Raw genomic sequence first — 25,833 nt, 5'->3', positions numbered from 1 at the left:
GATCCCTGGCGATAATGTGGCCGTGTCCACTTCAGCCGAACCCACACGCGAAACCGAACTCGAACTCGACGACGGCACACCGGTCCGGTTCGTCCTCGCCCCGGGCGCGGGCGCGGCCCCCGTAACGCCGGAGCCGGACGACGACCTTCCCGCGGGCATGGGCCGGGTGGTGCCGGTCGGCGCGGGCGGCCGGGCCGTCGCGAACTTCGCCGCCGACGCGCTGCGCGGCGCGCTGCGTCCGATCGGTCCGCTGCTCCAGGAGGTCCACGACGCGGCCACGGCGGTGCCCGAGCCGCCCACCGAGCTGAGCGTGACCTTCGGCGTACAGGTGGGCCAGGACCTGAAGTTCGGGATCGTCGGCGCCGCCGGGCAGGCGCATCTCACCGTCACCGCCAGCTGGAAGCCGACGGCTCCGGACACCGGCACGGGCCCCGCGGACTGAAGCGTGGGCTGGTTCCACACCCCGGGGGGCGGCGGCGACCCGTCCCGGTACGTCGTGACCGTGCGGCGGGCGGAGGACGGCAAGACGGCGGGCGCGGGGCTCGTCCTCGGCCATGACACGGTGCTGACCTGCGCGCATGTCGTCAACGCCGCGCTGGGCCGGGACATGTTCCACACCCGCGCGCCGGGCGCCCTGGACGTGCCCGTCGAGGTGCGCGACACCACGGACTCGCAGCGCTACCTCGCCCGCGTGGCCCACTGGATCCCGCCGCGCGCCCGGGACGGCGGGCCGGTGCGGCCCGGCACCGACGAGTGGCTCGGCGACCTCGCCGTCCTGCGCGTCGACGCCCCGGCCGCGGGACTGCCGGGCGGCCCCCGCCAGGCGGCCCTGTCCGTCGGCCAGAAGCTCCGCGCCTGGCACGGCAGCAGCCGCGACTCCACCGTCGCCCGGCTCACCGTCGCCTCCGTGCACGGTCCGCACGGCTATGTCGACGGCGCGCCCACCGGCATGGCGGTCGGCCCCGGCTACAGCGGCGGGCCCCTGTGGTGCCAGGAGGAGAAGGCCGTGGTCGGGCTCGTCGCCGGGCACTTCATGCCGCTCGACGCCGCCGGACAGCCACTCCCGCTCGACTTCCAGAACGTCATACGGCGCAGCTGGGTCATCCCCTGGCAGGCCGTCGAGGCCGAACTGCTCCCCCTCGGCGTGCTGGACCGCGCCCTGCCCGGACCGGCCGACACCGACGAGCACGCCTTCGCGCTGCTGAAGGAGGCGATCTGGGACGCGTTTCCCTCGGACAGCAGGCGCGGCGACTACGCCCGTCGGCTGGCCCGGCTGTGCGGAGTGGAGCCCGGCAGCGACATCTCCCCGCCCTACAGCAGCGAGTTCGCCACGTTCCTGCTGACGCATCCGCGCGCCCTCGCGGCACTGACCGGGCTGCTGCGCCGGGACGACCCGAGGTCCGCCGACCGGCTGCTGGCCGCCGGCGCCCTGTCCCGCACGCCCCGGCTGCTGTCCCCGTCCGAGTACGCCCAGCTGCGCGGGCACCTGCGTGCCCTGCCGCCCGCCGTGACCGGACGGATCCCCGAGGCGGTCCGCGCCGCGCTGCCGCACCTGGCGGCCCAGCCGGGCGGCGACACCGTGGACGCCCTGGTCGACCGCCTGGAGCTGCTTCCGGGCGACGGCCACGCGAGCGGTGACGAGCGCCGGGTGCCCGCCCTGCTGCGGGTGGTGGAGTACGTCGGCGCCCTCGTGCCCGACCCCCAGCGGGCCCGGCTGCGGCTGTGGTCGGACGGGGTCGCCGCCCGGCTCGGCATCGAGCGCCCGGCGATGGGCGAGCGGCGCTACGACGCCCAGGAGTGGGCGCGTTCGATGCGCGGACGGGCCGCGCGCGTGCGGGTCCTGGTGCAGGTGACGCAGGCCGGGCGGGGCCGGCACCGGCTGCGGATCTGGTGCGACGAGGGCGCGGGGCCCCGGCAGGTGTCCACCGAGAGCGTACGGACGTACACCGCCTCCGAGGCGGCCCGCGAGGTGCTGCGGGCCCTGGACTCGCTCACGCCCCCGCCCGAGGACGAGCGTCCGCCGCTGGTGGAGGTGCTCGTGGACCGCGGCGGCCTCAATCTGCCCGTCGACGAGTGGGCGGCCCGGGATCCGGCCGAGCTGCTGCCCGGGGTGCTCGGCGTGGAGTTCCCGGTGGTCGTGCACTGCCCCGAACTCCTGCGCCGCAACGGGCGGTTCGTGCCCCGCTGGCGCAGCAGATGGAGCCGCCTCGACGAGGGCAAGGCGCTCGTCGTCTCCGATCCCGCCGACGGGGGCGCCCTCTACCCCCAGCTCGTCAACCAACTCGACACGGTACGCGTCTCCGTGGACGTACCGCCCGGTCCTCCCCGGGACCGCATCGTGCAGACCTGCCTGGCCGTGGGCATACCTGTGGTGATGTGGGACCGCGGCGAGGACGGCCCCTCGCACAGCGTCCGGCACATGGCGCAGGTCGCCACCCGGGAGCTGCCCGACGGCGTCCACAGCTACCGGGCGGACGCCTGGGCCAATCCACCCGAGTTCCCCGGCCGTCCGGTCCTCGCCTGGGCCGACGCCGACCGCACCGTCCCACGACTGCATCTGTCCGAACCCCAGGAGGGCCCATGACATCCGCCCCCGACGCCACGTGGCGACTGTTCCGGGGCGACGGCGTGCCCCGGGACGTCGCCCTGCCCTCCGCCCCGCCCTGGCGGCGCTTCGCCCCGGCGCGTGCGCCGCGCCCGCAGCTGCCGTACGTGATCGATCCGCGGCACGCCGACATCGTCAACGCGGCGCTGCATCTGCGCCGTCCGCTGCTGGTGACCGGGCCCGCGGGCACCGGCAAGTCGTCGCTCGCCCGGGCCGTCGCGCTCGAACTGCGCCTCGGCGAGCTGCTGCGCTGGTCCGTCACCAGCCGCTCCACCGTGCCGGACGCCCTGTACGTCTACGACGCGATCGGCCGACTGCGCGAGACCACGCTCAGCCGGGACCGCGACGAACCCGAACCGTCCATCGGGCAGTTCATCCGGCTCGGGCCGCTCGGTACGGCGCTGGTGACGTCCGCGGCCCCGCGCTGTCTGCTGATCGACGAGATGGACAAGGGCGACGTCGACCTGCCGAACGATCTGCTCACCGTGTTCGAGGAGGGCTACTTCGAGATCAAGGAGCTGGTGCGGCTGCCGGAGGACACCGCCGACGTGGAGGTGCAGACCTCCGACCACCGGGGCACGGTCCGGGTCCACCAGGGGCTCGTGCAGTGCGCCGAGTTCCCCGTCGTGATCATCACCAGCAACGGGGAACGGGACTTCCCGCCCGCGTTCCTGCGCCGCTGCCTCAGGCTGGAGCTGCCGGTGCCGGACGAGGAGCGGCTGCGCACCATCGTCGCCGCGCACCTGGGCGAGGAGGCGCTGCGGGAGGCGGACGACCTGATCGAGGCGTTCCTGCGCCGCCGTGCCCTCGGTGAACTCGCCACCGACCAGCTGCTGAACGCCGTGTTCCTGCGCACCGGCGGCGTCGACCTGGACGCCGACGGGCTGCTGAACGCCGTACTGCACCAGCTCACCGGGGCGATGTGACCGTGGCGGGCGGGGGCGGGCGGCTGGCCGAGGCACTCAGGGTGCTGGCGGCCTGCGGGCACGACCTGGACGCGGACCAGGTCCTCGACGTGCTCTGGCTCGCCCGCCGCCTGCCCGCCGGCACCGACGCGCCCCTCCTGCGCGAACCGGAGCCCGCGCCGGAGCACTCCGCGCCCGGCCCCGCCCCCGAGCCCGGCCCGGCCGCCCCGCAGGCACCGGCCCCGGACCCCGACGACCCGGACCTGCCCGACCTCACCGCCCCCGCCCTGTACGCGGCGGCCCGCCGGGCTCCGGTGCCCGAGGTGCGGTTCGCCCCGTCCGCGCCCGAACCCCGGCGGGCGATGCCGGTGCGGGTGCCCGGGGACAAGGCCCTCGCCGATGAGCTCGAACTGGGCCGGGCGCTACGGCCGTTGCGCCGCCGCCTCGACAGCCGCCACCGCACGGAGATCGACGAGGAGCGCACCGCCGCCCAGCTGGCCGAGACGGGCCTGCCCGACGTGGTGGAACGGCCGGTGCGCGAGCGCTGGCTGAATCTGGCGCTGCTCGTCGACGACGGTCTGTCGATGCTGCTGTGGCACCGGCTCGGCGCCGAACTGCGCACGCTTCTGGAGCGGTTGGGGGCCTTCGCCACCACCCGGGTCCTCGGCCTCGACACCCGCACCCGTGAACCCGGTCTGCACGTACGGCCGTTCCGGCCCGAGAGCGGCGCGCTGCCGCTCAGCACGGTCAACGACCCCTCGGGCCGTACCCTCGTCCTCGTCGTCAGCGACGGCATGGGCGCCGCCTGGCGCTCCGGCGCCCTGCACCGGCTGCTGGCCCAGTGGGGCTCCCGGGGACCGACCGCGGTGCTGCAGACGCTGCCGCCGGACATGTGGGAGGCCTCCGGCATCGCCGCCGAGCGCTGGCAGGCCACCACCCGGCGGATCGGCGGTGCCAACGGGGCCTGGCAGGTGGGCGATCCGCTGCTGCCGCCGGAGCTGTCCGAGTTCGACGGGGTGCCCGTGCCGGTCCTGGAGCCGACGGCCGAGTCGCTGCGGGACTGGGCGCGGCTGCTGGCCTCGCCCGGCACCACGGTCGAGTTGCCGCTGCTGGCCCGCCCCGATCCGTACGGCAGCGTGTCCGACGCCCGGGACCTGACCAGTGCCCAGCACTTCCGGGACGCGGCCACCCCGGAGGCGTACCGGCTCGCGGCGCATCTCGCGGCGGTCTCCCCGCTGTCGGTACCGGTGATGCGGCTGGTGCTGTCGGCGGTGCCGTCGGCCACGACCTCGCATCTGGCGGAGGTGTTCCTGGGCGGCCTGGTCCGGCCGCATCCGGCCCCGGTGCCCGGCCCGCTGCCCGCCAAGCACCGGGTGTTCGACTTCGCCGAGGAGTCCAAGTCGGTGCTGCTGGACTCCGTCCCGCAGGCCGAACTGCTGCGCACCAGCCGCCAGATCGGCCGCCATCTGGAGGAACTCGCGGGCAACTCCCCCGACTTCCCGGCCTGGCTCGCCCATCCGGACGGCTCGGCCCAGCTGCCGGGTTCCCACCAGCCGTTCACCAGTGTCGAACGCCGGCTGCTCACCCGCTTCGGGGTGTCGTTCGACCGGATACCCCGCCTGCCCTCCCGGGAGTCCGAGCGCACCGCCGCGGGCGCCGACGGCTGGACGCCGCTGACCGACGCGGACCCGGTCCGGCTCGGCCCCTACACCCTGCGCGACCGGCGCCGGGGCCGCCGTACGATCGTGTACCGGGGCACCGACGCACACGGCATCGAGGCGGTGCTGCGCATGCCCCGGCCCGATCTCCCGGCGGCCAACGCCCAGTTGATCGCGATGGAGGCGGAGGCGCTGTCCCGGCTGCAGGGGCAGTACGCGCCCGCGCTGCTCGCCACCGGCCTGGAGGACTCCCCGCCCTGGCTCGCGATGGCGCCGATCGGCGACCGGGACGCGGACGGCCGGCCGGCCCGGCTGTCCGAGGTGTTCGCGCAGGCCCTGCAGGACGGCACCGCCCCGTTCGACCTCGTGCGCGGCCTGCTGGTGTCCTGGCATCTGGCGAACGCGCTCGCCCTGTGCCACGCCGCCGGGCTGGTCCCCGCCGACTTCGGCATGGACAGCGTGTACGTGCTGCGCCGCACCGTGGCCCTCGGTGATCTGTCCGACTACGCCGTCGACGGCCGCTATCTGGGCTCCGGCCCGGCGCCGACCGTCGCGGACAGCGTGCGCGCGCTGGGCGTGCTGTTGCAGCTGATCAGCAGCAAGGCGGGCGTGGAGGTGCCGAGTCTGCCGGAAGGCATGCACCGGTGGCAGGGGGACGGCTGGGAGCAGTTGCGGCGTCTGGTGCTGCGCTGTCTCGACGACGACCCGGCTCGCCGCCCCAGCGCCAGCGACGTCGCCGACGCCCTGGCCAAGTACATCGCGCTGGCCCGGCTGAAGGCCGGCGACGACACACCACCCGTTGTCCCGGCGGGCATCCTGTCGGCCGCACCCGTGCCGCTGACCCCGCCGGTCGTGCACCAGGACGATCCGCAGGCCGGGCAACTGCCGCTGTCCCGCTTCAAGGCGGCCCGCGCGCGGACCAAGGAGCGGCTGGCACGGGTGCGCGAGCCGCTGCCGTTCAGCAGGCGGGTGACGCTGATCAGCGCGAACTACTACAGCGGCCGGGCCACGACGACGATCGCGCTGGGCTCGCTGCTGGCCGCCGTACGGGCCGAACCCGTCCTCGCCGTCGACGGGGCCGCCACCGAAGGCGCGCTCGACGCCTTCCTCCCGCACGACCGCAACCCGGCCGTGCCGCGGGATCTGGCCGCCCTGCCGCTCGGCCCGTCGTACGAACAGATCCGCGCCCACACCACGCGCCTGCCCTCGGGCCTCGAGGTGATCGCGCACCGGGCGCGTCACTACGGGCCCAACTCCGCGCACGCCCAGGAGTACATGCGTGTGCTGGCCCACACGGCGCCGTACTACTCCTTCGTCCTGACCGACTGGGCGCCGGTGCGCATGGAGCCGCCGCCGGAGGTGATCCTCGGCCACACGGACCAGCTGATCGTGTGCTGCGGCACCGCCGACGCGTCCCGCGACGCCGCCGTGCACACCCTCGGCCGGATCCGGCAGGCCGAGCACCACCGGCTGGCGGACCAGGCGGTCGTCGTGGCCACCCGGGCCGACGGTCCCGACCGCCGTAGCCTGCCCGGCGACTTCCACTGGCAGCTGAACGTCCTGCCCGACCAGATCGTGGACGTGCCCTTCGACGCGGCGCTGCAATCGGCGCACGGAGGGCTGAAGGACCTGCGCGCGGCGACCGTGGACGCCTATCTGAGGCTGGCGGAGCTGGTCGTACGACCCCTGCCGTAGACGGCGGACCCGGACTCGTTCCCGGGCCGGTCCGCGACCAGGGCCGTATGGGTCCAGGCCGGTTCGGGGCTCACCGGCTGGGCCGCGCGGGCCAGGGTACGGCGGTCGGGGTGGGCGCCCGGCGGGATCAGCGGCCGTATCTCCACCTCGGCGATCAGGCCGCGGGCGCGGGCCACCCGCCACAGGGAGGCGAGCAGGGTGTCCTCGCCGACGAACGCCGCCGCCGTGCCCGGACCGCCGCCCTCCTGCCGGTAGCGCAGGCTGACGGGCTGCACGGGCACGCCGGCGTCGAGCGCGGCCTGGAAGACGGCCCGGTGGAAGCGGCCGTGGGCCCGTCCGCACCAGGTGCTGCCCTCGGGGAACGCGGCCACGGCCGCGCCCTGGCGCAGCGCCCCGGCGATCCGGGCGACCGTCTCGGGCAGGGCGCGCAGCCGGTCCCGCTCGATGAACAGGGCCCCGCCGCGCGCGGCCAGCGCGCCCGCCACCGGCCACTGGCTGATCTCGGTCTTGGCGAGCATGCGGGCCGGGCGTACGGCGGTGAGCAGCGGGATGTCCAGCCAGGAGACGTGGTTGGCGACCAGCAGCAGTCCGCCGGCCGGAGCGGGGGTGCCGGTGAGGCGGACCCGGACCCCGATGGCCCGCACGATCGCCCGGCACCACCGCCTGACCCACTCGGCGGGGATCCTCCCACCGAGCGGCGACACCATGACCCCGGCCAGCACCAGGGCCACGACGGCGGTCAGCCGCAGCACCGCCCGCGGTACGGCCGCCGCGGTGCGGGCCCGCTCCACACAGGCGCCCGGGGTGCAGGGCGCGCTGGGCAGCCAGACGCTCATCAGGCCGGCACGAGGGAGAGGAAGTGCCGCAGGTAGCGCGCGTTGACCCGGCGCATCGACAGCAGCACGTACAGGTCGGCGACGCCGAAGTCCGGGTCGTGGGCGGGCTCGCCGCAGACCCAGGCGCCGAGGCGGAGGTAGCCGCGGAGCAGGGCGGGGAGTTCAGGGCGGGTGGGCGGGGGAAGAGGTGCGTGGCCGGCGGGGGCCTCGGCGTTCGGGGTCCACGGCAGCAGCGGCCGTACCCGGAACTCCTCGGGGGCCAGGTGCTTGGCGCGGACCCGCTCCCAGGTGGCCGTGGCGAGGGTGACGCCGTCGGCGAGCGGCACCGAGCAGCAGCCGGCCAGCCACTCGTGCCCGCGGTCGACCATGTAGCGGGCTATCCCGGCCCAGATCAGGCTGATGACGGCGCCGTCGCGGTGGTCGGGGTGCACACAGGAGCGGCCGACCTCGACCAGGCCGGGCCGGATCGCGTCGAGCGAGGCCAGTTCGAACTCGCCCTCCGAGTAGAGCCGCCCGGCGACCGCGGCCCGCTCCGGGGGCAGCAGCCGGTAGGTGCCGACGACCTGGCCGGTCACGGTGTCGCGCACCAGCAGGTGGTCGCAGTAGGCGTCGAAGGCGTCGACGTCGAGGCCCGGCTGCGCGGTGGCCAGCAGGGCCCCCATCTCCCCGGCGAAGACGTCGTGCCGCAGCCGCTGGGCGGCACGCACGTCGTCCTCGTCGCGGGCGAGCGTGACGGTGTAGCGGGTGGGTGCCGCGGGCTGCGGGGGACGGTCGAGGGTGGACACGCCGGTCATGGCTCTCTCCATGGTCACGGGCCGGTTCGGCGACAGCGGCGGCGGGCTCGGTACGTACGGCCCGTCGCTCCTGTTCTTCCGATGCCGGTTGGCGTGCGCGTGACCTGAGCGGGGAGAGCGGATGTGGGAATGCTGAACGCCGAGGTCCCACGATCATGGAAACCAGACGGGGCCGGGGATGAGCACCACTCCCGGCCCCGCCCGTCCGCCCCCTTGTCGGCGAACGTCCTGTGTCGGTCGCGCTACCTCTTCCCGACCTTCCGGGTGGCGCGCAGCCACTCCCTGTTCATGCTCGTGATGGACACCAGCGGAATCCCCTTGGGACAGGCGGTCGCGCACTCACCGGTGAGCGTGCAGCCGCCGAAGCCCTCCGCGTCCATCTGGGCCACCATGTCCAGCACCCGGGTCTCCCGTTCGGGCGCGCCCTGGGGCAGGACGCCCAGATGGTTGACCTTGGCGGAGGTGAACAGCATCGCCGCGCCGTTGGGGCACGCGGCCACACACGCCCCGCAGCCGATGCACTCCGCGTGCTCGAAGGCGAAGTCGGCGTCGGCCTTGGGCACCGGGGTGGCGTGGGCCTCCGGCGCGGAACCGGTCGGCGCGGTGACGTAGCCGCCGGCCTGGATGATCCGGTCGAACGCGGACCGGTCGACGACGAGATCCTTGATCACCGGGAACGCGGCCGCCCGCCACGGCTCGATGTCGATCGTGTCGCCGTCCTTGAAGGACCGCATGTGCAGCTGGCAGGTGGTGGTGCGCTCCGGGCCGTGCGCGTCGCCGTTGATCACGAGGGAACAGGCGCCGCAGATGCCCTCGCGGCAGTCGTGGTCGAAGGCGACGGGGTCCTCTCCGGACAGGATGAGCTGCTCGTTGAGGACGTCCAGCATCTCCAGGAAGGACATGTCGGACGAGATGCCGTCCACCTCGTACGTGGACATCGCTCCGTCGGCGTCGGCGTTCTGCTGCCGCCAGACGCGCAGGGTGAGCTTCATGCGTAGCTCCGCTGGGTGGGGTGGACGTACTCGAAGACCAGGTCTTCCTTGTGCAGGGCGGGCGCCTGGCCGGTGCCGGTGAACTCCCAGGCGGCCGCGTAGGAGAACTCCTCGTCCCTGCGGGCGGCCTCGCCGTCGGGGGTCTGGGACTCCTCGCGGAAGTGGCCGCCGCAGGACTCGGCGCGGTGCAGCGCGTCGAGGCACATCAGCTCGGCGAGCTCCAGGTAGTCGACGATCCGGTTGGCCTTCTCCAGCGACTGGTTGAACTCCTCGCCGGTGCCGGGCACCTTGATGCGCCGCCAGAACTCCTCGCGGATCTGCGGGATGCGCTCCAGTGCCTTGCGCAGCCCCGCGTCGGTGCGGGCCATGCCGCAGAACTCCCACATCAGCTCGCCGAGTTCGCGGTGGAAGGAGTCCGGAGTGCGGTCGCCGTCGACGGACAGGAGCAGGTTGAGCCGGTCCTCCGTCTCGGCCAACACCTCCTGGACGACCGGGTGTTCGACGGTCACCTGCTCCTGGTGCGGGTTGCGGGCCAGGTAGTCGTTGATGGTGGCCGGCAGGACGAAGTAGCCGTCGGCGAGGCCCTGCATCAACGCGGAGGCGCCGAGCCGGTTGGCGCCGTGGTCCGAGAAGTTGGCCTCGCCAATGGCGAACAGGCCCGGGACGGTGGTCTGCAGGTCGTAGTCGACCCACAGTCCGCCCATCGTGTAGTGCACGGCCGGGTAGATCCGCATCGGCACCTCGTACGGATCCTCGTCGGTGATCCGCTGGTACATGTCGAAGAGGTTGCCGTACTTGGCCTCGACCGCCTTGCGGCCCATGCGCTGGATCGCGTCGGCGAAGTCGAGGTAGACGCCCTGGCCGCCGGGGCCCACTCCCCTGCCCTCGTCGCAGACGTTCTTCGCGGCGCGGGAGGCGATGTCCCGCGGGACCAGGTTGCCGAAGGACGGGTAGATGCGCTCCAGGTAGTAGTCGCGCTCGTCCTCGGGGATCTGGTGCGGCGGGCGGGTGTCGCCCTTGGCCCTGGGCACCCAGATCCGGCCGTCGTTGCGCAGCGACTCACTCATCAGCGTCAGCTTGGACTGGTGGTCGCCGGTGCGCGGGATGCAGGTCGGATGGATCTGCGTGAAGCAGGGGTTGGCGAAGTACGCGCCGCGCCGGTGCGCCCGCCAGACGGCGGTCGCGTTGGAGTTCATGGCGTTGGTGGAGAGGTAGAAGACGTTGCCGTAACCGCCGGAGGCGAGGACGACAGCGTCCGCGAAGTAGGTGTCGATCCTGCCGGTGATCAGGTCCCGGGCCACGATCCCCCGGGCCCGTCCGTCCACGACGATCAGGTCGAGCATCTCGGTGCGCGGGTGCATCTCCACGTTCCCCGCGGCGATCTGCCTGCTCAGGGCCTGGTAGGCGCCGAGGAGGAGCTGCTGGCCCGTCTGGCCGCGGGCGTAGAAGGTGCGGGAGACCTGGACGCCGCCGAAGGAGCGGGTGTCGAGCAGGCCGCCGTACTCACGAGCGAAGGGCACGCCCTGGGCCACGCACTGGTCGATGATCTCGACCGAGATCTGCGCGAGACGGTGGACGTTGGACTCGCGGGCGCGGAAGTCGCCGCCCTTGACGGTGTCGTAGAACAGCCGGTGGATCGAGTCGCCGTCGTTGCGGTAGTTCTTGGCCGCGTTGATGCCGCCCTGCGCGGCGATGGAGTGGGCGCGGCGCGGGGAGTCCTGGTAGCAGAACTGGACGACGTGGTAGCCCTGTTCGGCCAGGGTGGCGCCCGCGGAGCCGCCGGCGAGGCCGGTGCCGACGACGATGACGGTGTGCTTGCGCCGGTTGGCGGGGTTGACGAGCCTGGCCTCGAAGCGGCGCCGGTCCCAGCGCTCGTGGACCGGGCCGGAAGGGGCCTTGGCATCGACGGCCGGTTCGCCGGTCGTGTAGTTCACGTAGTCGGTCATGTCAGCTCACCACTCCGGTCATGACGCCCACGGGTACGGCGATGAAGCCGGCCGTGAGCAGCAGCGCGAGGACGTTGGCGATGGTCTTCAGGGCGCGGTCGCGGGCGCGGCTGCCGACGCCGAGGGTCTGCGCGGCGCTCCAGAAGCCGTGCCGGATGTGCAGGCCGAGCGCGAGCATCGCGACGATGTAGATGACGTTGCTGTACCAGTGGGAGAAGTCGGAGACGACGTTCTGGTACGGGTGGCCGTGCTCGAAGCGGCCGGGGTGCACGGTGCCGGTGGTCAGGTCCAGGACGTGCCAGATCACGAACAGGCCGAGGATGATCCCGCCCCAGCGCATGGTGCGGGTGGCGTAGCTCGCCCGGGGCTTGGAGTGCACGTACTTGCTGGGCCGTGCCCTGATGTCCCGGCGGCTGAGCTGGTACGCGGACGTGGCGTGGGCGACCACGGCGACGACCATGACGATCCGGATGAGCCACAGCGTCCACATGTGGTGCATGAACGGCTCGCCGATGCGGCGCAGCCAGTGGCCGTAGTGGTTGAACTCGCCCGGACCGAAGTAGATCTTCAGGTTGCCGATCATGTGCGCCACCAGGTAGCCCAGCATGATCAGGCCGCTGACGGCCATCACGGTCTTCTTGCCGACGGAGGAGTCCCACATCGTGCGCGCCATGGACGGCCGTCGGTCCGTCCGCGTTGCCAGAGCCATGCCCCGAACGCTAAGGCCGACGGAACCAATCGGTCCAAGACATGGTCCGCCTGGATTCAATAGGTGGAAGCTATCGTGGCACCATGCAGTTCCAGCAGCTTCAGTACTTCGTCGCCGTCGCCGAGACCCGGCACTTCACCCGGGCCGCCGAGCTGGTGCATGTTGCCCAGCCGTCGTTGTCGCAGCAGATCAAGGCGCTGGAGCGGGAGCTGGGCGCGGATCTGTTCCTGCGCGCCCGGGGCAACATCACGCTCACCGACGCGGGCGAGGCGCTGCTGCCGCTGGCCCGGCGGATCCTGGCCGACGCGGACACGGCACGGCACGAGGTGCTGGAGCTGGTGCAGCTGCGGCGGGGGCGGGTGCGGCTGGGGGCGACGCCGAGTCTGTGCACGGGGCTGCTGCCGGACGTGCTGCGCGCCTTTCACGACCGGTATCCCGGCATCCAGCTGCTGATCGAGGAGAGCGGTTCGCACGACCTGGTGCGGGAACTGGCGCGGGGGGCGCTGGACCTTGCCCTGGTCGTGCTGCCACTGCCTACACCGGCGCCCGCGCTGACGACCGTGGAGTTGCTGCGGGAGGAGCTGGTGGTCGTGTCCTCACCGGAGGCGCCGGCACCCGGCCGGGGTGGGCGGGTGGTGCGGGTCGCCGACCTGGAGGGCGAACGGCTGGTGATGTTCCGGCACGGTTACGACCTGCGGGAGCTGACCGTCGCCGCGTGCCGGGCGGAGGGGTTCGAGCCGGAGTTCGCGGTGGAGGGCGGGGAGATGGACGCGGTGCTCGGCTTCGTCCGGGCCGGGCTGGGCGTCGCGGTCGTCCCCCGCATGGTCGCGGCGCGGACCGGGCAGGGTCTGCGGGTGACCCCGCTGGCCCGGCCCGGGCTGCACCGGACGATCGCGCTGGCGCACCGCAGTGACGTGGCTCCACCGCGTGCGGCACGGGAGTTGCAGCGGATGCTGCTGGAGCGATGAGCGCCGACGCACCCGCAGCCGAAGACAGTCCGTGCCGCTCAGCCCGTCGCGTCCACCAGGGCAAGCTCGTGCAGACGCTCCGGTGGGCCCGGGCGGGCGTAGTACCAGCCCTGGGCCGTGTCGCAGCCCAGTATCCGCAGCTGTTCGGCCTGGGCGCCGGTTTCCACGCCCTCGACCGTGACCGCGAGGTCCAGGCTGTGGGCGAGCGTGACGATGCCCTCGACGATCTTCAGGTCGACCGGGTCGGCGGGGAACTGCTGCATGCCCTGGGTGAACGAGCGGTCCAGTTTGAGGATGCTCACCGGCAGGCGGCGCAGGTTCGCCAGGTTCGAGTAGCCCGTGCCGAAGTCGTCCAGGGCGATGTCGACGCCCATCTCGGCCAGCCGGCGCAGGGGTTTGAGCAGATCGTCGTCGGCGCCGATCAGGGCCGACTCGGTGACCTCCAGGCACAGCGCGTCCGGGGTGACGCCCGCGCGCTCCAGGATCTCGACCGTGTCCTGGACCAGGGCCGGATGACTGAGCTGGCACGGCGAGAGGTTGACGTTGATGCGCAGCGGTCCGGCGGCCGTCTCCTCGCCGTACCGTTCGCGCCAGGCGCGGGCCTGGCGGATGGACTCCTCCAGTACCCAGCGGCCGAGCGGAACGATCAGGCCGGTGTGCTCGGCGAGCGGGATGAAGCGGTCCGGGCCGAGGACGCCGTGCTGCGGATGCAGCCAGCGCACCAGTGCCTCGGCGCCGCGTACGCTGCCGTCGCCGAGGTGGACCAGCGGCTGGTACTCGATGAAGAACTCGCCGCGCTCCAGGGCCATCGGCAGGGCCGTGGTGAGACCGTGGCGGGTGATGGCGCGGGCGTCGGCCTCCGGGTCGGCCAGTTCGGAGCGGTTGCCGCCCGCCGATTTCGCCCGGTACATGGTGATGTCGGCGCTGCGGAGGACCTCGGCGGCGGTGCGTTCGCCCGCCGGGCCCTCGACGATGCCGAGGCTGCCGCGCACCATGAGGTCCCGGCCGTCGATGCTGATGGGGGTCACGAGCGCGTTCATGATGCGCTCGGCCAGCTCGTCCACCGTGCGCTCGGTGCCGGGGCCGGTGGTCAGGGCCACGAACTCGTCGCCGCCGAGCCGGGCGACCATCTCGCCGGGCGCGGTCGCACAGGACTGCAGCCGGTCGGCGACCTCCACGAGCAGGCGGTCGCCGGCCGCGTGCCCGAGGCTGTCGTTGATGGTCTTGAAGCCGTCCAGGTCGAGATAGCACAGACCGAACCGCTGGCCCTCGCCCGCTGCCAGCGCCTTCTCCAGGCGCTCGAAGAACAGGGTGCGGTTGGGCAGGCCGGTGAGCGCGTCGTGCGTGGCCTCGTAGCGCAGGCGGAGGTTGAGCAGGCGGCGCTCGGTGGTGTCCTCCATGAGGGCCAGCTGGTACTGCGGAGCGCCGTCGGCGTCGCGGAGGAGGGAGACCGTCAGGTTGGTCCACAGGACCGTGCCGTCGGGGCGGTTGAACGCCTTCTCCATGTGGTAGTGCTCGCGCGCGCCGCGGACCAGCTCCTCGTAGAGCTTCCAGGTCTGCGGGGCGTCCTCGGGGTGCACCCAGTCCTGCACCCGGCGTCCGCGCAGCGTCTGCTCGGACAGCCCGAACATGCGCAGCAGCGCCTCGTTGACCTGGAGGACGTTGCCCTCGAGGTCGGCGATGCCGATTCCTATCGCGGCGCCCTCGAACACCGCGCGGAAGCGGGCCTCGCTCGCGTGCAGCGCCTGCGCGACCACGCCCTGGGCCCTGAGCGCGGCCTGGGCGATGGACTCCTGCTCGGCCAGCGTGCGCTCGCGCAGCGCCTGCGCGAACCCGGCGGCCATCGCGTGCTGCAACCGCGAGGAACGCAGCCGCGGTTCGTCCTGCGGCGCCTCGGGGCCGTCCTCACCGCAGTACAGCACCAGATAGGCGTCCACGCAGTCGAGGGTGCGGGTCAGCGTCTCGGGGTCGGTGCAGTGCGCGTCCACCAGGGCTGCGCCGACCGCCCTCGCGCCGTCGGCGTCGAAGCTGTGCGCGCGCAGCAGCTCGCTCAACCGGCGTGCGAGCGGCAGCAGTTGCTCCTCGAGCTCCGCCCGGGTCAGCGACGTCGAGGTCACCGGGTAGACCGCCCGGCTCCAGATCGTCGCGAACCGGCGCAGTCTGCCCTCCGGCCCGTCCGGCTCCGCGCTCACGCCGTGCGCCCCACGCCGGCGAATCCGGAGAACGCGAACGGATCCTCGTCCTCCGGTGCCGTGTCCGGGCGCCAGTGCGGCATCGGCACCAGTCCGGGTTCCACCATGTCGTACCCCTCGAAGAACCGCGCGATCTCCTCGCGCGAACGCATGACCAGCGGGTTGCGAATGTCCTTGTATACGTCCACCGCGCCCTCGGCCCGCTCGGCGGGCAGCGGGATTCCCTCGTACGAGGCATGGGTGAGGATCAGCATGCTGCCGGGGGCGAGCGCCCCGCACAGCTCGGCCACCGCACCGTAGGGGTCGTCCGCGTCTTCCACGAAGTGCAGTATGGCAACGAGCAGGAGGGCCACCGGACGGTTCAGGTCGATCAGGGCCTCCACCTGAGGGCTCGCGAGGATCTCCCGCGGCTTGCGCAGGTCCGCCGCGACCACGTCCGCGTCCGCGTTGCCCGCCAGCACCGCCTGGCTGTGCGCGACGGCGACCGGGTCGTGGTCGACGTAGACCACGCGCGCGCCCGGCGCGGCCGCCTGGGCCACCTCGTGGACGTTGCCGAACGTCGGGATGCCGGAGCCGATGTCGAGGAACTGGGTGAGACCCTCACCGGCCGCGAACCGCACGGCCCGGCGCATGAACGCCCGGTTGGCCTGCATGATCTTCGGCAGGCCCGGCATGAAGTCCATGGCCCTGCGCGCCGCTTCCCGGTCGACCTCGAAGTTGTGCGAACCGCCCAGGTAGAAATCGTAGATCCGCGAGACGCTCGGCACCGAGATGTCGATGCTCCGTGGGGCCCAGGCGGGACGCTCCATGTATCTCTCCAAGGCGTGGACGACAGTCGTAGGCGATCCGGTGTTCGAGCTGAGGCTACTGATCGCCCGCCAAAGGAGCGACCCGAACCGGAAATTGACCGTCCGTTCCCGGTCACTGCCTGCGGCATGTGCCCGTATGACCCCGCTGTGTGACGGCTGTGCCGACCTGCGCTTCTCCCCCAAACACAAGGGGTCCGCCCCCTCCGTGCGGTGCGGAGGGGGCGGACCGGCGGTGGCGCCCCGGGCCGGGCGGGACGATCGACCCTGGGGAGGTGATCAGCTGCTCGGAGCGCCGACCGGCTTGCCGTCGGGCGAGACGGCGTACCAAGTGCCGCCCACGCCCTGACCGTTGGTGTCGCCGGGGGCCTTGTCCCCGGAGAAGGTGTAGATCGGCCAGCAGTTGACGGTCATCTGCTTCACACCGTCGGGACGGGTGAAGCCCATCAGACCCTTCTTCTTGACGCCCTGGGTGTCCTCCGGCTTGACCGGAGCGACGGCAGGCCACTTCTCGAGGCAGGCTCCGGCGCAGTTCGAGATGACCTTCGGCCAGGCCTTGTCCTTCAGGAAGCGGTAGACCGTCCTGCCGTTCTTGTCGACGATGATGTCGCCGAGCTTGGGGTCCTTGCGGACGGACAGGCCGGGCAGGGAGGCCAGCGAGGCCTTCTTGCCGTCGGGGGCCAGCGCGAACCACTTGCCGCCCACGCCCTGGCCGTTGACGTCACCGGCGTTGACGTCCTTGGCGTAGCGGTACGCCGGCCAGCCGCCGATGGTGAGCTGCTTGGAGCCGTCGGCCCGGGTCACCTCGCCGAGCAGCGACTTGTCGATGCCGGCACCGGCGGTGGCGTCGCTCGCGGGCACCGGCGGCCAGATCTTGGCACAGTCGTCGACGCAGTTCGACTTGGGCGGGTTGGCGGTGTCCTTGTCGAACCGGTAGAGGGTGAGGCCGGAGCCGTCGGTCAGCACGTTGCCGAGGTCGGGGTTGGCGGCAACGGTGAGCTTGCCCGCGGGGGCGGCCGTGGTGGGGGAGCCGGAGCTCTGGTTGCCGTCGGCGCCGTACCCGTTGCCCGCGCCCGTGCCGGTACCGGTGCCGACACCGCCGCCGGCGGTCGGGCTGCCCGCGGGCGCGGTGGCGCCGACGTTCTGGGCCGCGGAGGCCGGGGTCGTGGCGTTGTCCTGACCGCACGCCGTCGTCAGCACCAGCACCGCAGCCGCTGTGGCCCCCAGTGAGGCGGCCCGCCAGGAGGTCTTCATCTTCCAACTCCCCATCATCGCCTGGATGTTGCAGCGCCTTGCTGCGCCGCCGCACGGCCATGGGTACGCGGCGGAGGGGGCAGAGTGTTCAACGGAGCCCGGAATTTCTTTCGGGAACCTGTGTCCCGCCCCTCGGCCGGAGGCGCACGCGGGGCGCATATTTCACGCCAACCGCGCACTTCACCGCGTCAAACCCCTGATCACGCAATGTCCCTCCTTCGAAGCAATCACGGTGCACCACGGCGCACTTCCCGTCTCCGCGCCCCATGATCTTCGTCGTGCATGGACCCGAAGTGACCCGATGCGCGCCCGCCGTAAGGGTGTTGGCCCTGTTGACGCTGAGCTGGACCCTGGTGGGCTGCCCGGCCGGCACCGCGTCGGCCGACGCCTGCGCGTCCGCCTCCACGGGACCGGACGGCACGGTGGCGGTGGCCTGGGCCGGTGACGGCGATCACTGGCCCGACCCGCCCTGCCCGGAGCCGACCCCGCCGCCGTGCCCGCCGACCCCGACGCCACCCCCGGCACCACCACCGCCCCCACCGCCGCCGAAACCGACCCCGAAGCCGACGCCGCGTCCGCATCCGACGCCGAGGCCGAAGCCCGATCCGAAGCCTCCGGCCCGGCCCGCGCCGCCTCCGCCGGCCCCCCGGCCGGTACCGAAGCCCACCCCGACGCCCAGGCCGGCGCCGAAGCCGAAGCCCGCGCCGCGGCCCTCGGCGACCCCGGTGCGCTACCCCGCCTACCGCCCCCACCCGGTCCGCCACCAGGCGACGGGCACCACCACGCCGGTCACCTACGTCCTGCTCATCACCGTCCCCGCGATCGTCGCCGTCGCGGCCCTGCGCCCGCGCTGACGCGCCGGCCCGCTCACCCTTGGAGGTATCCGTTGCCGGATTGGCTTGTTCTCGTCCTCGCGATGCTGGGGGCCTGTGCCGTCGTGGTGGTCATCACCGTCGTACGGAACAGACGCGCTCCCGACGACGAGGACCCCAGCGAGACCCCGGACGTCATCGAGTACATGACGATGTGGATCGGCGTCGTGTACGCCATCGTCCTCGGCCTGGCCATCGCGGGCGTGTGGGAGGCCCGCAACTCCGCCCAGGACTACGTGCAGAACGAGGCCCAGGCGCTGCACGAGATCTCGGAGCGGGTCCGGGTGTATCCGCCGGACGTCCGTGACCGGATCCGGAACGATGTCAACACCTATGCCGGCTATGTCGTCGACCACGAGTGGAAGAGGATGGCGAACCAGGAGCAGGTCACCGACCGCGGTACCGAGCTGCTCCAGAAGGTCCGCCACGACGTCACCGACTACCGGCCGAAGAACGACTTCGAGGCGCAGGCCTACCAGCCGCTGCTGGACCAGATGACCGCCGCCGACCAGGCGCGCAACGACCGCGCCGACTCCACCGGGGCCACCATGCCGCCGGTGGTGTGGTGGGGGCTGCTCGTCGGCGGGCTGGTCACCGTCGGCATGGTGTTCGCGCTGCAGATCCGGCGCACGAGGCGCGAACTGGTGCTGGCCGGGCTGTTCTCCGCGACCATCGCCTTCATGCTGTTCCTCATCTGGGACTTCGACGCCCCCTTCAGCCGGGGCATCGCGGTGACCGCGGAACCGTTCACGAACCTCTTCCCGACCCTCGCCAAATAGTCCGGCACGTTTCGCCCCGGCTCCGCGCCGGCCGGGGCCCCGGTCGTCCCTCCCGGGAAGGACCCTCGGACCCGGGGAACACGCCCGCATGTCGAGAATGGTCCGTCCTGGTGAGGCAACTCTCCGGACCGAAAACACACAATCGGATATTGCCGCAGGTCACGGACCGTCAGAAAGGTCCTGGAGACGGCAACTCGGATGGCGCACCGCACCCCCCGCGGGCCACCCGTTCGTCGCTCGCCCCGTCGCCCGGACCGCGCGCGGGATTTAGCGTTTTCCCATGCGCGACGCATGCGGCGGCGGCCGCGTCGGGAGGGGATGACGAATGTCTGCGTCCGGACTGTTCGACCTCGCCGACGAGGAGGAGCGGCGGAGGAGGCGCGCCCCGTGGGGCGTGGTAGCGCTGGTTCTGCTGACCGGTCTGGCGCTCATCCGGAACGGTTCGGGAGAGTTCGACCTCGGCCCGCCGCAGCCCGCCTCGGCGGCGGCCGCGGACAGCCGTACCACCGCGAAGCCCTTCGGCGCGGCTCCGGCGCCGCTCGCGTTCTCGGCCGTCGGCCGGGTGCGGATCCCCGCGATCCAGGTGGACGCGCCGGTGATGCCGGTCGGCCTGGACCCGGACGGCTGGGTCGGCGCGCCCCCGCCCGAGGACCCCGGCCTCGCGGGCTGGTTCACCGGCGCGGTCTCCCCCGGCGAGAAGGGCACCGCGGTCATCGTCGGGCATGTCGACAACCAGCGGGGCCCCGCCGTGTTCTACGGACTCGGCGCCCTGAAGAAGGGAAACCGGGTCGAGGTCCTGCGCAAGGACGGAAAGACCGCGGTGTTCGAGGTCTACGGAATCGAGGTGTTCCCGAAGGCCGGTTTCCCCGGTGACCGGGTGTACGGCTCGAAGGGGACACCGGAATTGCGCGTCATCACCTGCGGCGGCGGTTTCTCGAGGCAGAACGGATACGACGGGAACGTCGTGGTCTTCGCGCGGCTGGTCGCGGTGAACTGAGCACATCGCGACCGGCCGGGCGAAATCCCACGGCGAAGGGTCACACACGCCGGCGCGGCACGGTCATGTGATATCCGGAGTCGATGAGGTGGGGCAGCCATTCCCGGATCGCGCGGACGGTCTGCGAACGGTCGCCCCCGGCGTCGTGGGAGAGCACCACGACGCCGGGGGCGGCGCCGCTCTCCACCCGGTCGATGATGGTGGAGGTGCCCGGCGTCATCCAGTCGGTGGTGTCCACGGTCCAGGCCATCGGCTCCATGCCCATCTCGGCGCCGAGCTGGAACGCGGCCCGGTTCCAGGCGCCGTAGGGGGCCCGGAACCACTGGGGGCGCTCGCCGTAGGTGTCCTCGATGGCGTCGCTGGTGCTCGCCATCTCGTCGCGGATCTTCCTGCGGTTGAGGGTGGTCAGCAGCGGATGGGTCCAGGTGTGGTTGCCGACGACATGGCCCTCCTCGGCCATCCGGGCCACCAGTTCCTTGTTGTCGACGACGCACTCGCCGCACAGGAAGAACATCGCGCGTACGTCGTACTTGGCGAGGGTGTCCAGGATGTGCGGGGTGTAGTCGGGGTTGGGGCCGTCGTCGAAGGTCAGCATCATGTGCCGGCCGCGCCCGGAGATCTTCAGGATCGGCTCGGTGCGGACCTTCAGCCTGCGCGGGGCGGTCCGCGGGGGGCCGTAGCCGGTGAGCGGCTGGAGCCGGAAGGCGGAGGGCTTGAGCGCCTGACGGGCCTGCGGGCCGGGGCCGGGGGCGGCGGCGGTCGGGGCGGTCTCCTCGGTGCAGGCCGCGAGGACGGCGCCGGCGCTGCCCGCGGCCCCCAGTGCGGCGGCGCCGGCGAGGAGCATCCGGCGCCGGGTGACGAACTGATCCTTCTGCATGACTCATCACTCGCCCCACCGGGCTCCGGCGCTTCCCAACGGCACCGGTGCGGCGGTGGGAAAGCACCCGGTCGGACCAGCGGGGGCCGGTGTGGAACCGTCACACGACTCTGATAGTCATTCAGTCCGCAGAGAGCACCGGACAACCTATGTGGGGGTGAGCCGAGTTGGTGCACGGGGGAGAGAGCGGGCCGTGGCGCGGGGCGTTGGCGGTGGTGCTGCTGGCGGTCGCCCAGATCCTGGTCGTCTTCGACACGGCGGTCTTCGCGGTGGGACTGCCGTTGATCCAGGCCCACCGGCACCTGTCGTTCTCCGGGCTGACCTGGCTGCTGTCCGTGTACAGCGTGTGCTTCGCCGCACTGCCGGTGCTCGCGGGGGCGCTCGGCCGGGCCTTCGGGCACCGGCGGGTGCTGATGGGCGGGTTCGCGCTGTCGAGCCTCGCCGCGGCGGCGCCCGCGCTGTCGCTCTCCGCCTCGGTGCTGCTGGCCTCGCGGGCGGTGCAGGGTGTGGCGGCGGCGGTGATCACGGCGGGCGCGCTGGCGCTGATCGACGCCACGCATCCCGCGGGCCGGGACCGCGACCGGGCGCTGAACGTGCACTTCGCGGTGGTCGCCTGCGCCACCCCGGCGGTGCTGCTGCCGTGCACCATGCTGCTGGACAGCGTGCGGACGGAGGACACCGTCTTCTGGGTGCAGGCCGTTGCCGGTGGGGTGCTCCTGCTGCTGACCCCGGTGGCGCTGGCCGAGACCGCGCCCGTGCCCGGGGCCCGGACCCGGGTGGCCGGCGCCGCGCTGGCCGTCGTACCGCTGGGCTTCCTCGCGTGGTTCGCGGACCGGCTCGGCGACAAGAGTGTGTCCGTCACGACGGTGATGGCCATCGCCGTGGGCGCCGCGCTGGTGCCGTCGGTGCTGGGCTGGCTGGGCCGTGGTGAGCGGGTGCCGGCGCTGCTGGCCCGGCTGTACCGGGAGCGGTCCGCGTTCGGGGCGTACACGGTGGTGGCGCTGCTCGCGGCGGGCCTGGCGGGTGCCGTGCTCGTCCTCACGATCGCTCTGCAACTGCTGGGCGGTCTCTCCCCCATGCAGGTCGGCTGGGCCCTGCTGTCCGCCGTCGCCGGGGTGGTGCTGGGCTGTCTGGTGCTGCCCGTCCTCGCCGCCCGCGTCGGTCTCGCCGGTACGGTGGCCGGGGCCTGCGTGGTGGCCGCCGCCGGGTTCGTCCTGCTGAGCCTGCCGGGCGCGAGCTACCGCTTCGCCGATGTGCTGCTGCCGCTGCTGCTGATCGCCTTCGGCTGCGGGGTGCTGGCGCTGCCCGCGGGGTTCGCGCGGTCGGGGAGCGGCGCGCTGCCGCAGGAGCTGAACTCGTCCCGGCAGTTCGGCGCCGGTCTGGGCGCGTCGTTGTTCGTGGGCGTCATCGCGGTCGCCCAGCAGCGCACGACGGGCACGTCGCTTCCCGTGCTGAAGGCGTACAAGGCCATCATGGCGGGCGGGATCCGTGACTGCTTCGCACTCGGTACGGCCCTGTGCCTGACCGCCGCACTGGTCGCGCTGGTGGCCCTGCCGCGCCACGGCGGCCGTACGACGGGCCCGGAGCCGGACCTCAGCGGCGGCGCACCAGCGGGAACGGCAGGGTCTCCCGGATCGTCAGCCCGGTGAGGAACATGACGAGCCGGTCCACGCCGAGGCCGAGGCCACCGGTCGGGGGCATCGCGTACTCGAGGGCCTCCAGGAAGTCCTCGTCCAGTTCCATGGCCTCCGGATCGCCGCCGGCCGCCCGCAGCGACTGCTCGGTGAGCCGTCGGCGCTGTTCGACGGGGTCGGTCAACTCCGTGTAGGCGGTGCCGAGTTCGGTGCCGAAGGCGACGAGGTCCCAGCGCTCGGCGACCCGCGGGTCGGCGCGGTGCTGCCGGGTCAGCGGGGAGACGCCGGTCGGGAAGTCCTTGTAGAAGGTGGGCAGCCGGGTGCGTTCCTCGACGAGCCGCTCGTACATCTCCAGAACGACGTCGGCGGGGGTGTCGTCGGCGGTGTACGGCACCGCGGTGCGGTCGCACAGCCGGTGCAGCCGGAGGAGTTCGGTACCGGGACCGATCTCCTCCCCGACCGCCTCGGAGAGCGCCCTGTACACGGTCTTGACCGGCCAGGGCCCTGAGATGTCGTACTCCTGGCCGTCCTTGCGGGCCACCGGGGAGCCGAAGGCCGCGCTCGCGGCCTCCTGGATCAGTTCGCGGGTGAGGTCGAGCATCACGGTGTAGTCGGCGTGCGCCTGGTAGGCCTCCAGCATCGTGAACTCGGGGTTGTGCTTGTAGGAGACGCCCTCGTTGCGGAAGGTCCGGCCGAGTTCGAAGACCTTCTCCAGGCCGCCGACGCAGAGGCGTTTGAGGTACAGCTCGGGGGCGATGCGCAGGTACAGGTCGAGGTCGTAGGCGTTGATGTGGGTGGTGAAGGGGCGGGCGGTGGCGCCGCCGTGGATCGGCTGGAGCATCGGGGTCTCGACCTCCACGTAGCCGCGCTCCAGCAGGCCCTGGCGCAGCGCCTGTACGGCGGCGGAGCGGGCCCGCAGGACCGTGCGGGCGGCGGGGCTGGTCGCGAGGTCGAGGTGGCGGCGGCGGACCTTGGCCTCGGGGTCGGTGAGGCCGCGCCGTTTGTCGGGCAGCGGGCGCAGGCATTTCCCGGTGAGCCACCAGTCGGTGACGAAGACGGTGGGCTCGCCCTTGTCGCTGCGGCCCGCGTGGCCGGTGGCGGTGACCTGGTCGCCGATGTCGGCGTCGGCGGTGAAGCGGTCGAGGGCGACGGCGCCGGAGCCGTCGCGGGTGAGGGCGATCTGGTGGTCGCCTGACCAGTCGCGCAGGACGGCGAAGACGATGCCGCCGAAGTCGCGGACCAGCATGACCCGTCCGGCGACGGTGACGTCCGCGCCGGCGGGAATGTCGGCGAGGGCGTGGGTGGGTGCGGGGACGCCGACCGGGTAGGGGTCGGTGCCGGTGGCGCGCAGCCGGTCGAGGGTGCGGTGGCGGACCCGGACCTGGTCGGGCAGGCGCGCCTCCGGGGCCGCGGGGACGGCCTGCTTCCCTGCTTCGAGGCCGAGCGCCGTCAGGGACGGCAGGCCCGCCGTGGTGGCGGGCCGCGGGCCCTCCTTCGCGTGCCCCTTGCCCCAGAGCTTGCGCAACGACGGTACGGGGACGAAGCCCTCGGCGATTCCGGAGGCGAGGCCGATGCGGGCGAGGGAGGCGGTCTCGCCGTAGCAGATGAAGCGCGGGTACCACTCGGGGTGGTACTTGACGTTGGACCGGTACATCGCCTCCAGTTGCCACCAGCGGGAGAAGAACAGCAGCAGCCGGCGCCAGAACCTGAGGACGGGTCCGGCGCCGATGCGGGCGCCCTCCTCGAAGGCGGAGCGGAAGACGGCGAAGTTCAGCGAGATCCTGCGCACGCCCAGCTTCGGTGCGACGGTGCACAGTTCGGCGATCATGAACTCCATGACCCCGTTCGGAGCGGCGCGGTCACGGCGCATCAGGTCCAGCGAGATGCCGTCGCGCCCCCAGGGCACGAAGGACAGCAGGGCCAGGAGCCGGCCGTCCTCGCCGAGGGCCTCCACGAGGAGGCAGTCGCCGTCGGCGGGGTCGCCGAGCCGGTCCAGGGCCATGGAGAAGCCGCGTTCGGTCTCGGTGTCGCGCCAGGCGTCCGCCTTGTCGATGACCTCCTCCATCTCCCGCTCGCCGAGCGAGGCGTGGCGGCGGATCCGGGTGGTGGCGCCGGTGCGGGCGACGCGGTGCACTGCCTGCCGGGTCACCCGCATGTCCCGGCCGTCGAGGTCGAAGGAGGCCACCTGCATGATCGCCTCGTCGCCGAGCTGGAGGGCGCCGAGCCCGGCGCGGGCGTAGGCGCGGGCGCCGTCCTCGGAGGCGCCCATCACGGCGGGCGCCCAGGCGTAGCGGCGGGCCAGGGCCAGCCAGGCGGCGATGGCGTGCGGCCAGGCCTCCATGTCGCCGACGGGGTCACCGCTGGCCAGACACACCCCGGCCTCGACACGGTAGGTGACGGCGGCCTTGCCGCTGGGCGAGAAGACGACGGCCTTGTCCCGGCGGGTGGCGAAGTAGCCGAGGGAGTCCCGCTCGCCGTAGCTCGCGAGCAGGGCGCGGATGCGGGCCTCCTCGTCGTCGTGCAGGGCGGCCTCCAGGCGCTGGGAGCGGAACAGCGTGGCGGCGGCGTTCAGCAGGGCGAGGGCGCCGAGCAGGCCGAGGACGAAGGTGACCTTGCGCGGCGGGCGGCCGGTGAAGGTGCTGGGCGGGAACAGTCCGCCGAGGACCCGGTCGGCCGCCCAGGCCAGATGCTCGTTCGCCGGGAGCGTGCCCGGGAACATCATGACCAGGCCCCAGCCCAGCAGGATCGCCACCGCGAGTCCGGCGAGCAGCACACCGAGGGCCCGCCACACGGCGGCGCGGCGGGAGGCGGCGTAGAACTCCCGGCGGGCCACGACGAGCAGGGCCAGCAGCAGGCCGGACACCACCAGGGACAGCAGCGACACGGTGTACAGCCCGACGCCCACGCCGAGCGCGTCGCTGAGGACGACCAGGCCGAGGTAGACGACGACCAGCCACCAGGCGACCTTCTTGCGGGCGCCGGTGGCGCCGGCCAGCAGGAACAGGAAGACCGCGTAGGCGAGGTTGGCGCTGAGGGGCAGCAGGAGCATGTCGAGGGTGTGGACGACCGGCTGGAGCAGGTCCCGCAGGGGTTCGATGAGCGCGATCAGGGCGCACAGCAGGCCGAGCGCGCCGAAGAGGGTCGCGAAGGCCTCGGGCACCCAGCCGAGGCGCCCGCCGGCGGGCGGACGTACTGGTTGCGTGGGGTCCCTCGGTGTGGCGGTCTCCGCGCTCGCGGTCATGGTTCCGACTGTAGGAAGCGGCCGGGCGGCTCGCCCGTCGAGAGCCCGGCGCCGGGTCCCGGACGGCGCTTTG

General features: G+C 72.9%; 19 protein-coding genes. 9 read left to right on the top strand and 10 right to left on the bottom strand.

Going from position 1 to position 25,833, the window contains the following annotated elements:
* The first annotated feature begins 22 nt into the window (after positions 1-22).
* From ACH47Z_RS26585 to ACH47Z_RS26570, 4 genes are read left to right on the top strand one after another with little or no spacing between them, the layout of a single operon-like run.
* Positions 23-442: a CU044_2847 family protein gene (locus ACH47Z_RS26585; RefSeq protein ID WP_399077807.1), complete on the top strand. Its 420-nt coding sequence runs from the start codon at positions 23-25 to the stop codon at positions 440-442.
* A gap of 3 nt (positions 443-445) precedes the next feature.
* Entirely contained in the window at positions 446-2,584 is a 2,139-nt protein-coding gene (locus ACH47Z_RS26580) for a trypsin-like peptidase domain-containing protein (RefSeq protein ID WP_399077805.1), read from the top strand.
* Positions 2,581-3,531 carry an AAA family ATPase gene (locus ACH47Z_RS26575; protein ID WP_399077803.1) on the top strand — a complete coding sequence of 317 codons (951 nt, stop codon included), beginning with the start codon at positions 2,581-2,583 and terminating at the stop codon, positions 3,529-3,531. The genes ACH47Z_RS26580 and ACH47Z_RS26575 overlap by 4 nt, the downstream gene beginning before the upstream one ends.
* Positions 3,532-3,533: 2 nt before the next feature.
* Positions 3,534-6,863, top strand: a complete 3,330-nt coding sequence (locus ACH47Z_RS26570; protein ID WP_399077801.1) for an SAV_2336 N-terminal domain-related protein — start codon at positions 3,534-3,536, stop codon at positions 6,861-6,863.
* On the opposite strand, the gene ACH47Z_RS26565 is transcribed toward ACH47Z_RS26570, so the two are convergent.
* From ACH47Z_RS26565 to ACH47Z_RS26545, 5 genes are all read right to left on the bottom strand, one after another.
* Positions 6,821-7,699 (bottom strand): lysophospholipid acyltransferase family protein, encoded by an 879-nt coding sequence (locus ACH47Z_RS26565; protein ID WP_399077799.1) that lies wholly within the window; start codon positions 7,697-7,699, stop codon positions 6,821-6,823. The genes ACH47Z_RS26570 and ACH47Z_RS26565 overlap by 43 nt on opposite strands.
* Positions 7,699-8,493, bottom strand: a complete 795-nt coding sequence (locus ACH47Z_RS26560) for a GNAT family N-acetyltransferase (protein WP_399077797.1) — start codon at positions 8,491-8,493, stop codon at positions 7,699-7,701. The genes ACH47Z_RS26565 and ACH47Z_RS26560 overlap by 1 nt, the downstream gene beginning before the upstream one ends.
* 242 nt (positions 8,494-8,735) lie before the next feature.
* Complete coding sequence (locus ACH47Z_RS26555; RefSeq protein WP_399077795.1) at positions 8,736-9,485, bottom strand: succinate dehydrogenase/fumarate reductase iron-sulfur subunit; 750 nt, start codon at positions 9,483-9,485, stop codon at positions 8,736-8,738.
* On the bottom strand, positions 9,482-11,431 hold the full coding sequence (locus tag ACH47Z_RS26550) for a fumarate reductase/succinate dehydrogenase flavoprotein subunit (protein WP_399077793.1): 1,950 nt from the start codon (positions 11,429-11,431) through the stop codon (positions 9,482-9,484). Before ACH47Z_RS26550 ends, ACH47Z_RS26555 begins: the two co-directional genes overlap by 4 nt.
* 1 nt (position 11,432) lies before the next feature.
* On the bottom strand, positions 11,433-12,104 hold the full coding sequence (locus ACH47Z_RS26545; RefSeq protein WP_399077962.1) for a succinate dehydrogenase: 672 nt from the start codon (positions 12,102-12,104) through the stop codon (positions 11,433-11,435).
* Between the two features lie 119 nt (positions 12,105-12,223).
* Here ACH47Z_RS26545 and ACH47Z_RS26540 point away from each other — a divergent pair, with 119 nt between their 5' ends.
* Positions 12,224-13,108: a LysR family transcriptional regulator gene (locus ACH47Z_RS26540; protein WP_399077791.1), complete on the top strand. Its 885-nt coding sequence runs from the start codon at positions 12,224-12,226 to the stop codon at positions 13,106-13,108.
* A 38-nt stretch (positions 13,109-13,146) separates the two neighbouring features.
* Here the strand turns inward: ACH47Z_RS26540 and ACH47Z_RS26535 are convergent, their stop codons facing one another.
* From ACH47Z_RS26535 to ACH47Z_RS26525, 3 genes are all read right to left on the bottom strand, one after another.
* Positions 13,147-15,300, bottom strand: a complete 2,154-nt coding sequence (locus tag ACH47Z_RS26535) for a putative bifunctional diguanylate cyclase/phosphodiesterase (RefSeq protein WP_399077789.1) — start codon at positions 15,298-15,300, stop codon at positions 13,147-13,149.
* A complete protein-coding gene (locus ACH47Z_RS26530) occupies positions 15,297-16,109 on the bottom strand; it encodes an SAM-dependent methyltransferase (protein ID WP_399077788.1) in 813 nt (270 codons plus the stop codon). Before ACH47Z_RS26530 ends, ACH47Z_RS26535 begins: the two co-directional genes overlap by 4 nt.
* Positions 16,110-16,385: 276 nt before the next feature.
* Complete coding sequence (locus ACH47Z_RS26525) at positions 16,386-17,360, bottom strand: SCO0930 family lipoprotein (protein WP_399077786.1); 975 nt, start codon at positions 17,358-17,360, stop codon at positions 16,386-16,388.
* Positions 17,361-18,085: 725 nt separating this feature from the next.
* Here ACH47Z_RS26525 and ACH47Z_RS26520 point away from each other — a divergent pair.
* The 3 genes from ACH47Z_RS26520 (at position 18,086) to ACH47Z_RS26510 (ending at position 20,008) form a co-directional block, all read left to right on the top strand.
* Entirely contained in the window at positions 18,086-18,214 is a 129-nt protein-coding gene (locus tag ACH47Z_RS26520; RefSeq protein ID WP_399077784.1) for a hypothetical protein, read from the top strand.
* Between the two features lie 32 nt (positions 18,215-18,246).
* Positions 18,247-19,011 carry a hypothetical protein gene (locus tag ACH47Z_RS26515; RefSeq protein ID WP_399077782.1) on the top strand — a complete coding sequence of 255 codons (765 nt, stop codon included), beginning with the start codon at positions 18,247-18,249 and terminating at the stop codon, positions 19,009-19,011.
* 325 nt (positions 19,012-19,336) lie between these two features.
* Positions 19,337-20,008, top strand: a complete 672-nt coding sequence (locus tag ACH47Z_RS26510) for a class F sortase (protein ID WP_399077780.1) — start codon at positions 19,337-19,339, stop codon at positions 20,006-20,008.
* Between the two features lie 40 nt (positions 20,009-20,048).
* Here the strand turns inward: ACH47Z_RS26510 and ACH47Z_RS26505 are convergent, their stop codons facing one another.
* Positions 20,049-20,885 (bottom strand): polysaccharide deacetylase family protein, encoded by an 837-nt coding sequence (locus tag ACH47Z_RS26505; RefSeq protein WP_399077778.1) that lies wholly within the window; start codon positions 20,883-20,885, stop codon positions 20,049-20,051.
* Between the two features lie 170 nt (positions 20,886-21,055).
* On the opposite strand from ACH47Z_RS26505, the gene ACH47Z_RS26500 reads away from it, so the two are divergent.
* Positions 21,056-22,534 (top strand): MFS transporter, encoded by a 1,479-nt coding sequence (locus ACH47Z_RS26500; protein WP_399077960.1) that lies wholly within the window; start codon positions 21,056-21,058, stop codon positions 22,532-22,534.
* Here ACH47Z_RS26500 and lysX read toward each other — a convergent pair.
* The gene (gene lysX, locus ACH47Z_RS26495) at positions 22,479-25,760 is read right to left on the bottom strand and encodes a bifunctional lysylphosphatidylglycerol synthetase/lysine--tRNA ligase LysX (RefSeq protein ID WP_399077776.1); all 3,282 of its coding nucleotides are present in this window, start codon (positions 25,758-25,760) and stop codon (positions 22,479-22,481) included. The two genes, ACH47Z_RS26500 and lysX, sit on opposite strands and share 56 nt — an antisense overlap.
* Positions 25,761-25,833 lie beyond the last annotated feature (73 nt).

Origin of the sequence: Streptomyces sp. NPDC020192, assembly GCF_044388685.1 — a bacterium.
Lineage (GTDB): Bacteria > Actinomycetota > Actinomycetes > Streptomycetales > Streptomycetaceae > Streptomyces.
The sequence above is the reverse complement of the archived record's forward strand: the minus strand, read 5'-3'. Positions and strand labels throughout refer to the sequence as shown.

Coding starts and splice junctions, on each gene's coding strand:
- ACH47Z_RS26530 (WP_399077788.1), bottom strand. CDS start 16,109: ATGGAGCGTCCCGCCTGGGCCCCACGGAGCATCGACATCTCGGTGCCG.
- ACH47Z_RS26555 (WP_399077795.1), bottom strand. CDS start 9,485: ATGAAGCTCACCCTGCGCGTCTGGCGGCAGCAGAACGCCGACGCCGAC.
- ACH47Z_RS26510 (WP_399077780.1), top strand. CDS start 19,337: ATGTCTGCGTCCGGACTGTTCGACCTCGCCGACGAGGAGGAGCGGCGG.
- ACH47Z_RS26505 (WP_399077778.1), bottom strand. CDS start 20,885: ATGCAGAAGGATCAGTTCGTCACCCGGCGCCGGATGCTCCTCGCCGGC.
- ACH47Z_RS26560 (WP_399077797.1), bottom strand. CDS start 8,493: ATGACCGGCGTGTCCACCCTCGACCGTCCCCCGCAGCCCGCGGCACCC.
- ACH47Z_RS26550 (WP_399077793.1), bottom strand. CDS start 11,431: ATGACCGACTACGTGAACTACACGACCGGCGAACCGGCCGTCGATGCC.
- ACH47Z_RS26565 (WP_399077799.1), bottom strand. CDS start 7,699: ATGAGCGTCTGGCTGCCCAGCGCGCCCTGCACCCCGGGCGCCTGTGTG.
- ACH47Z_RS26540 (WP_399077791.1), top strand. CDS start 12,224: ATGCAGTTCCAGCAGCTTCAGTACTTCGTCGCCGTCGCCGAGACCCGG.
- ACH47Z_RS26575 (WP_399077803.1), top strand. CDS start 2,581: ATGACATCCGCCCCCGACGCCACGTGGCGACTGTTCCGGGGCGACGGC.
- ACH47Z_RS26525 (WP_399077786.1), bottom strand. CDS start 17,360: ATGAAGACCTCCTGGCGGGCCGCCTCACTGGGGGCCACAGCGGCTGCG.
- ACH47Z_RS26545 (WP_399077962.1), bottom strand. CDS start 12,104: ATGGCGCGCACGATGTGGGACTCCTCCGTCGGCAAGAAGACCGTGATG.
- lysX (WP_399077776.1), bottom strand. CDS start 25,760: ATGACCGCGAGCGCGGAGACCGCCACACCGAGGGACCCCACGCAACCA.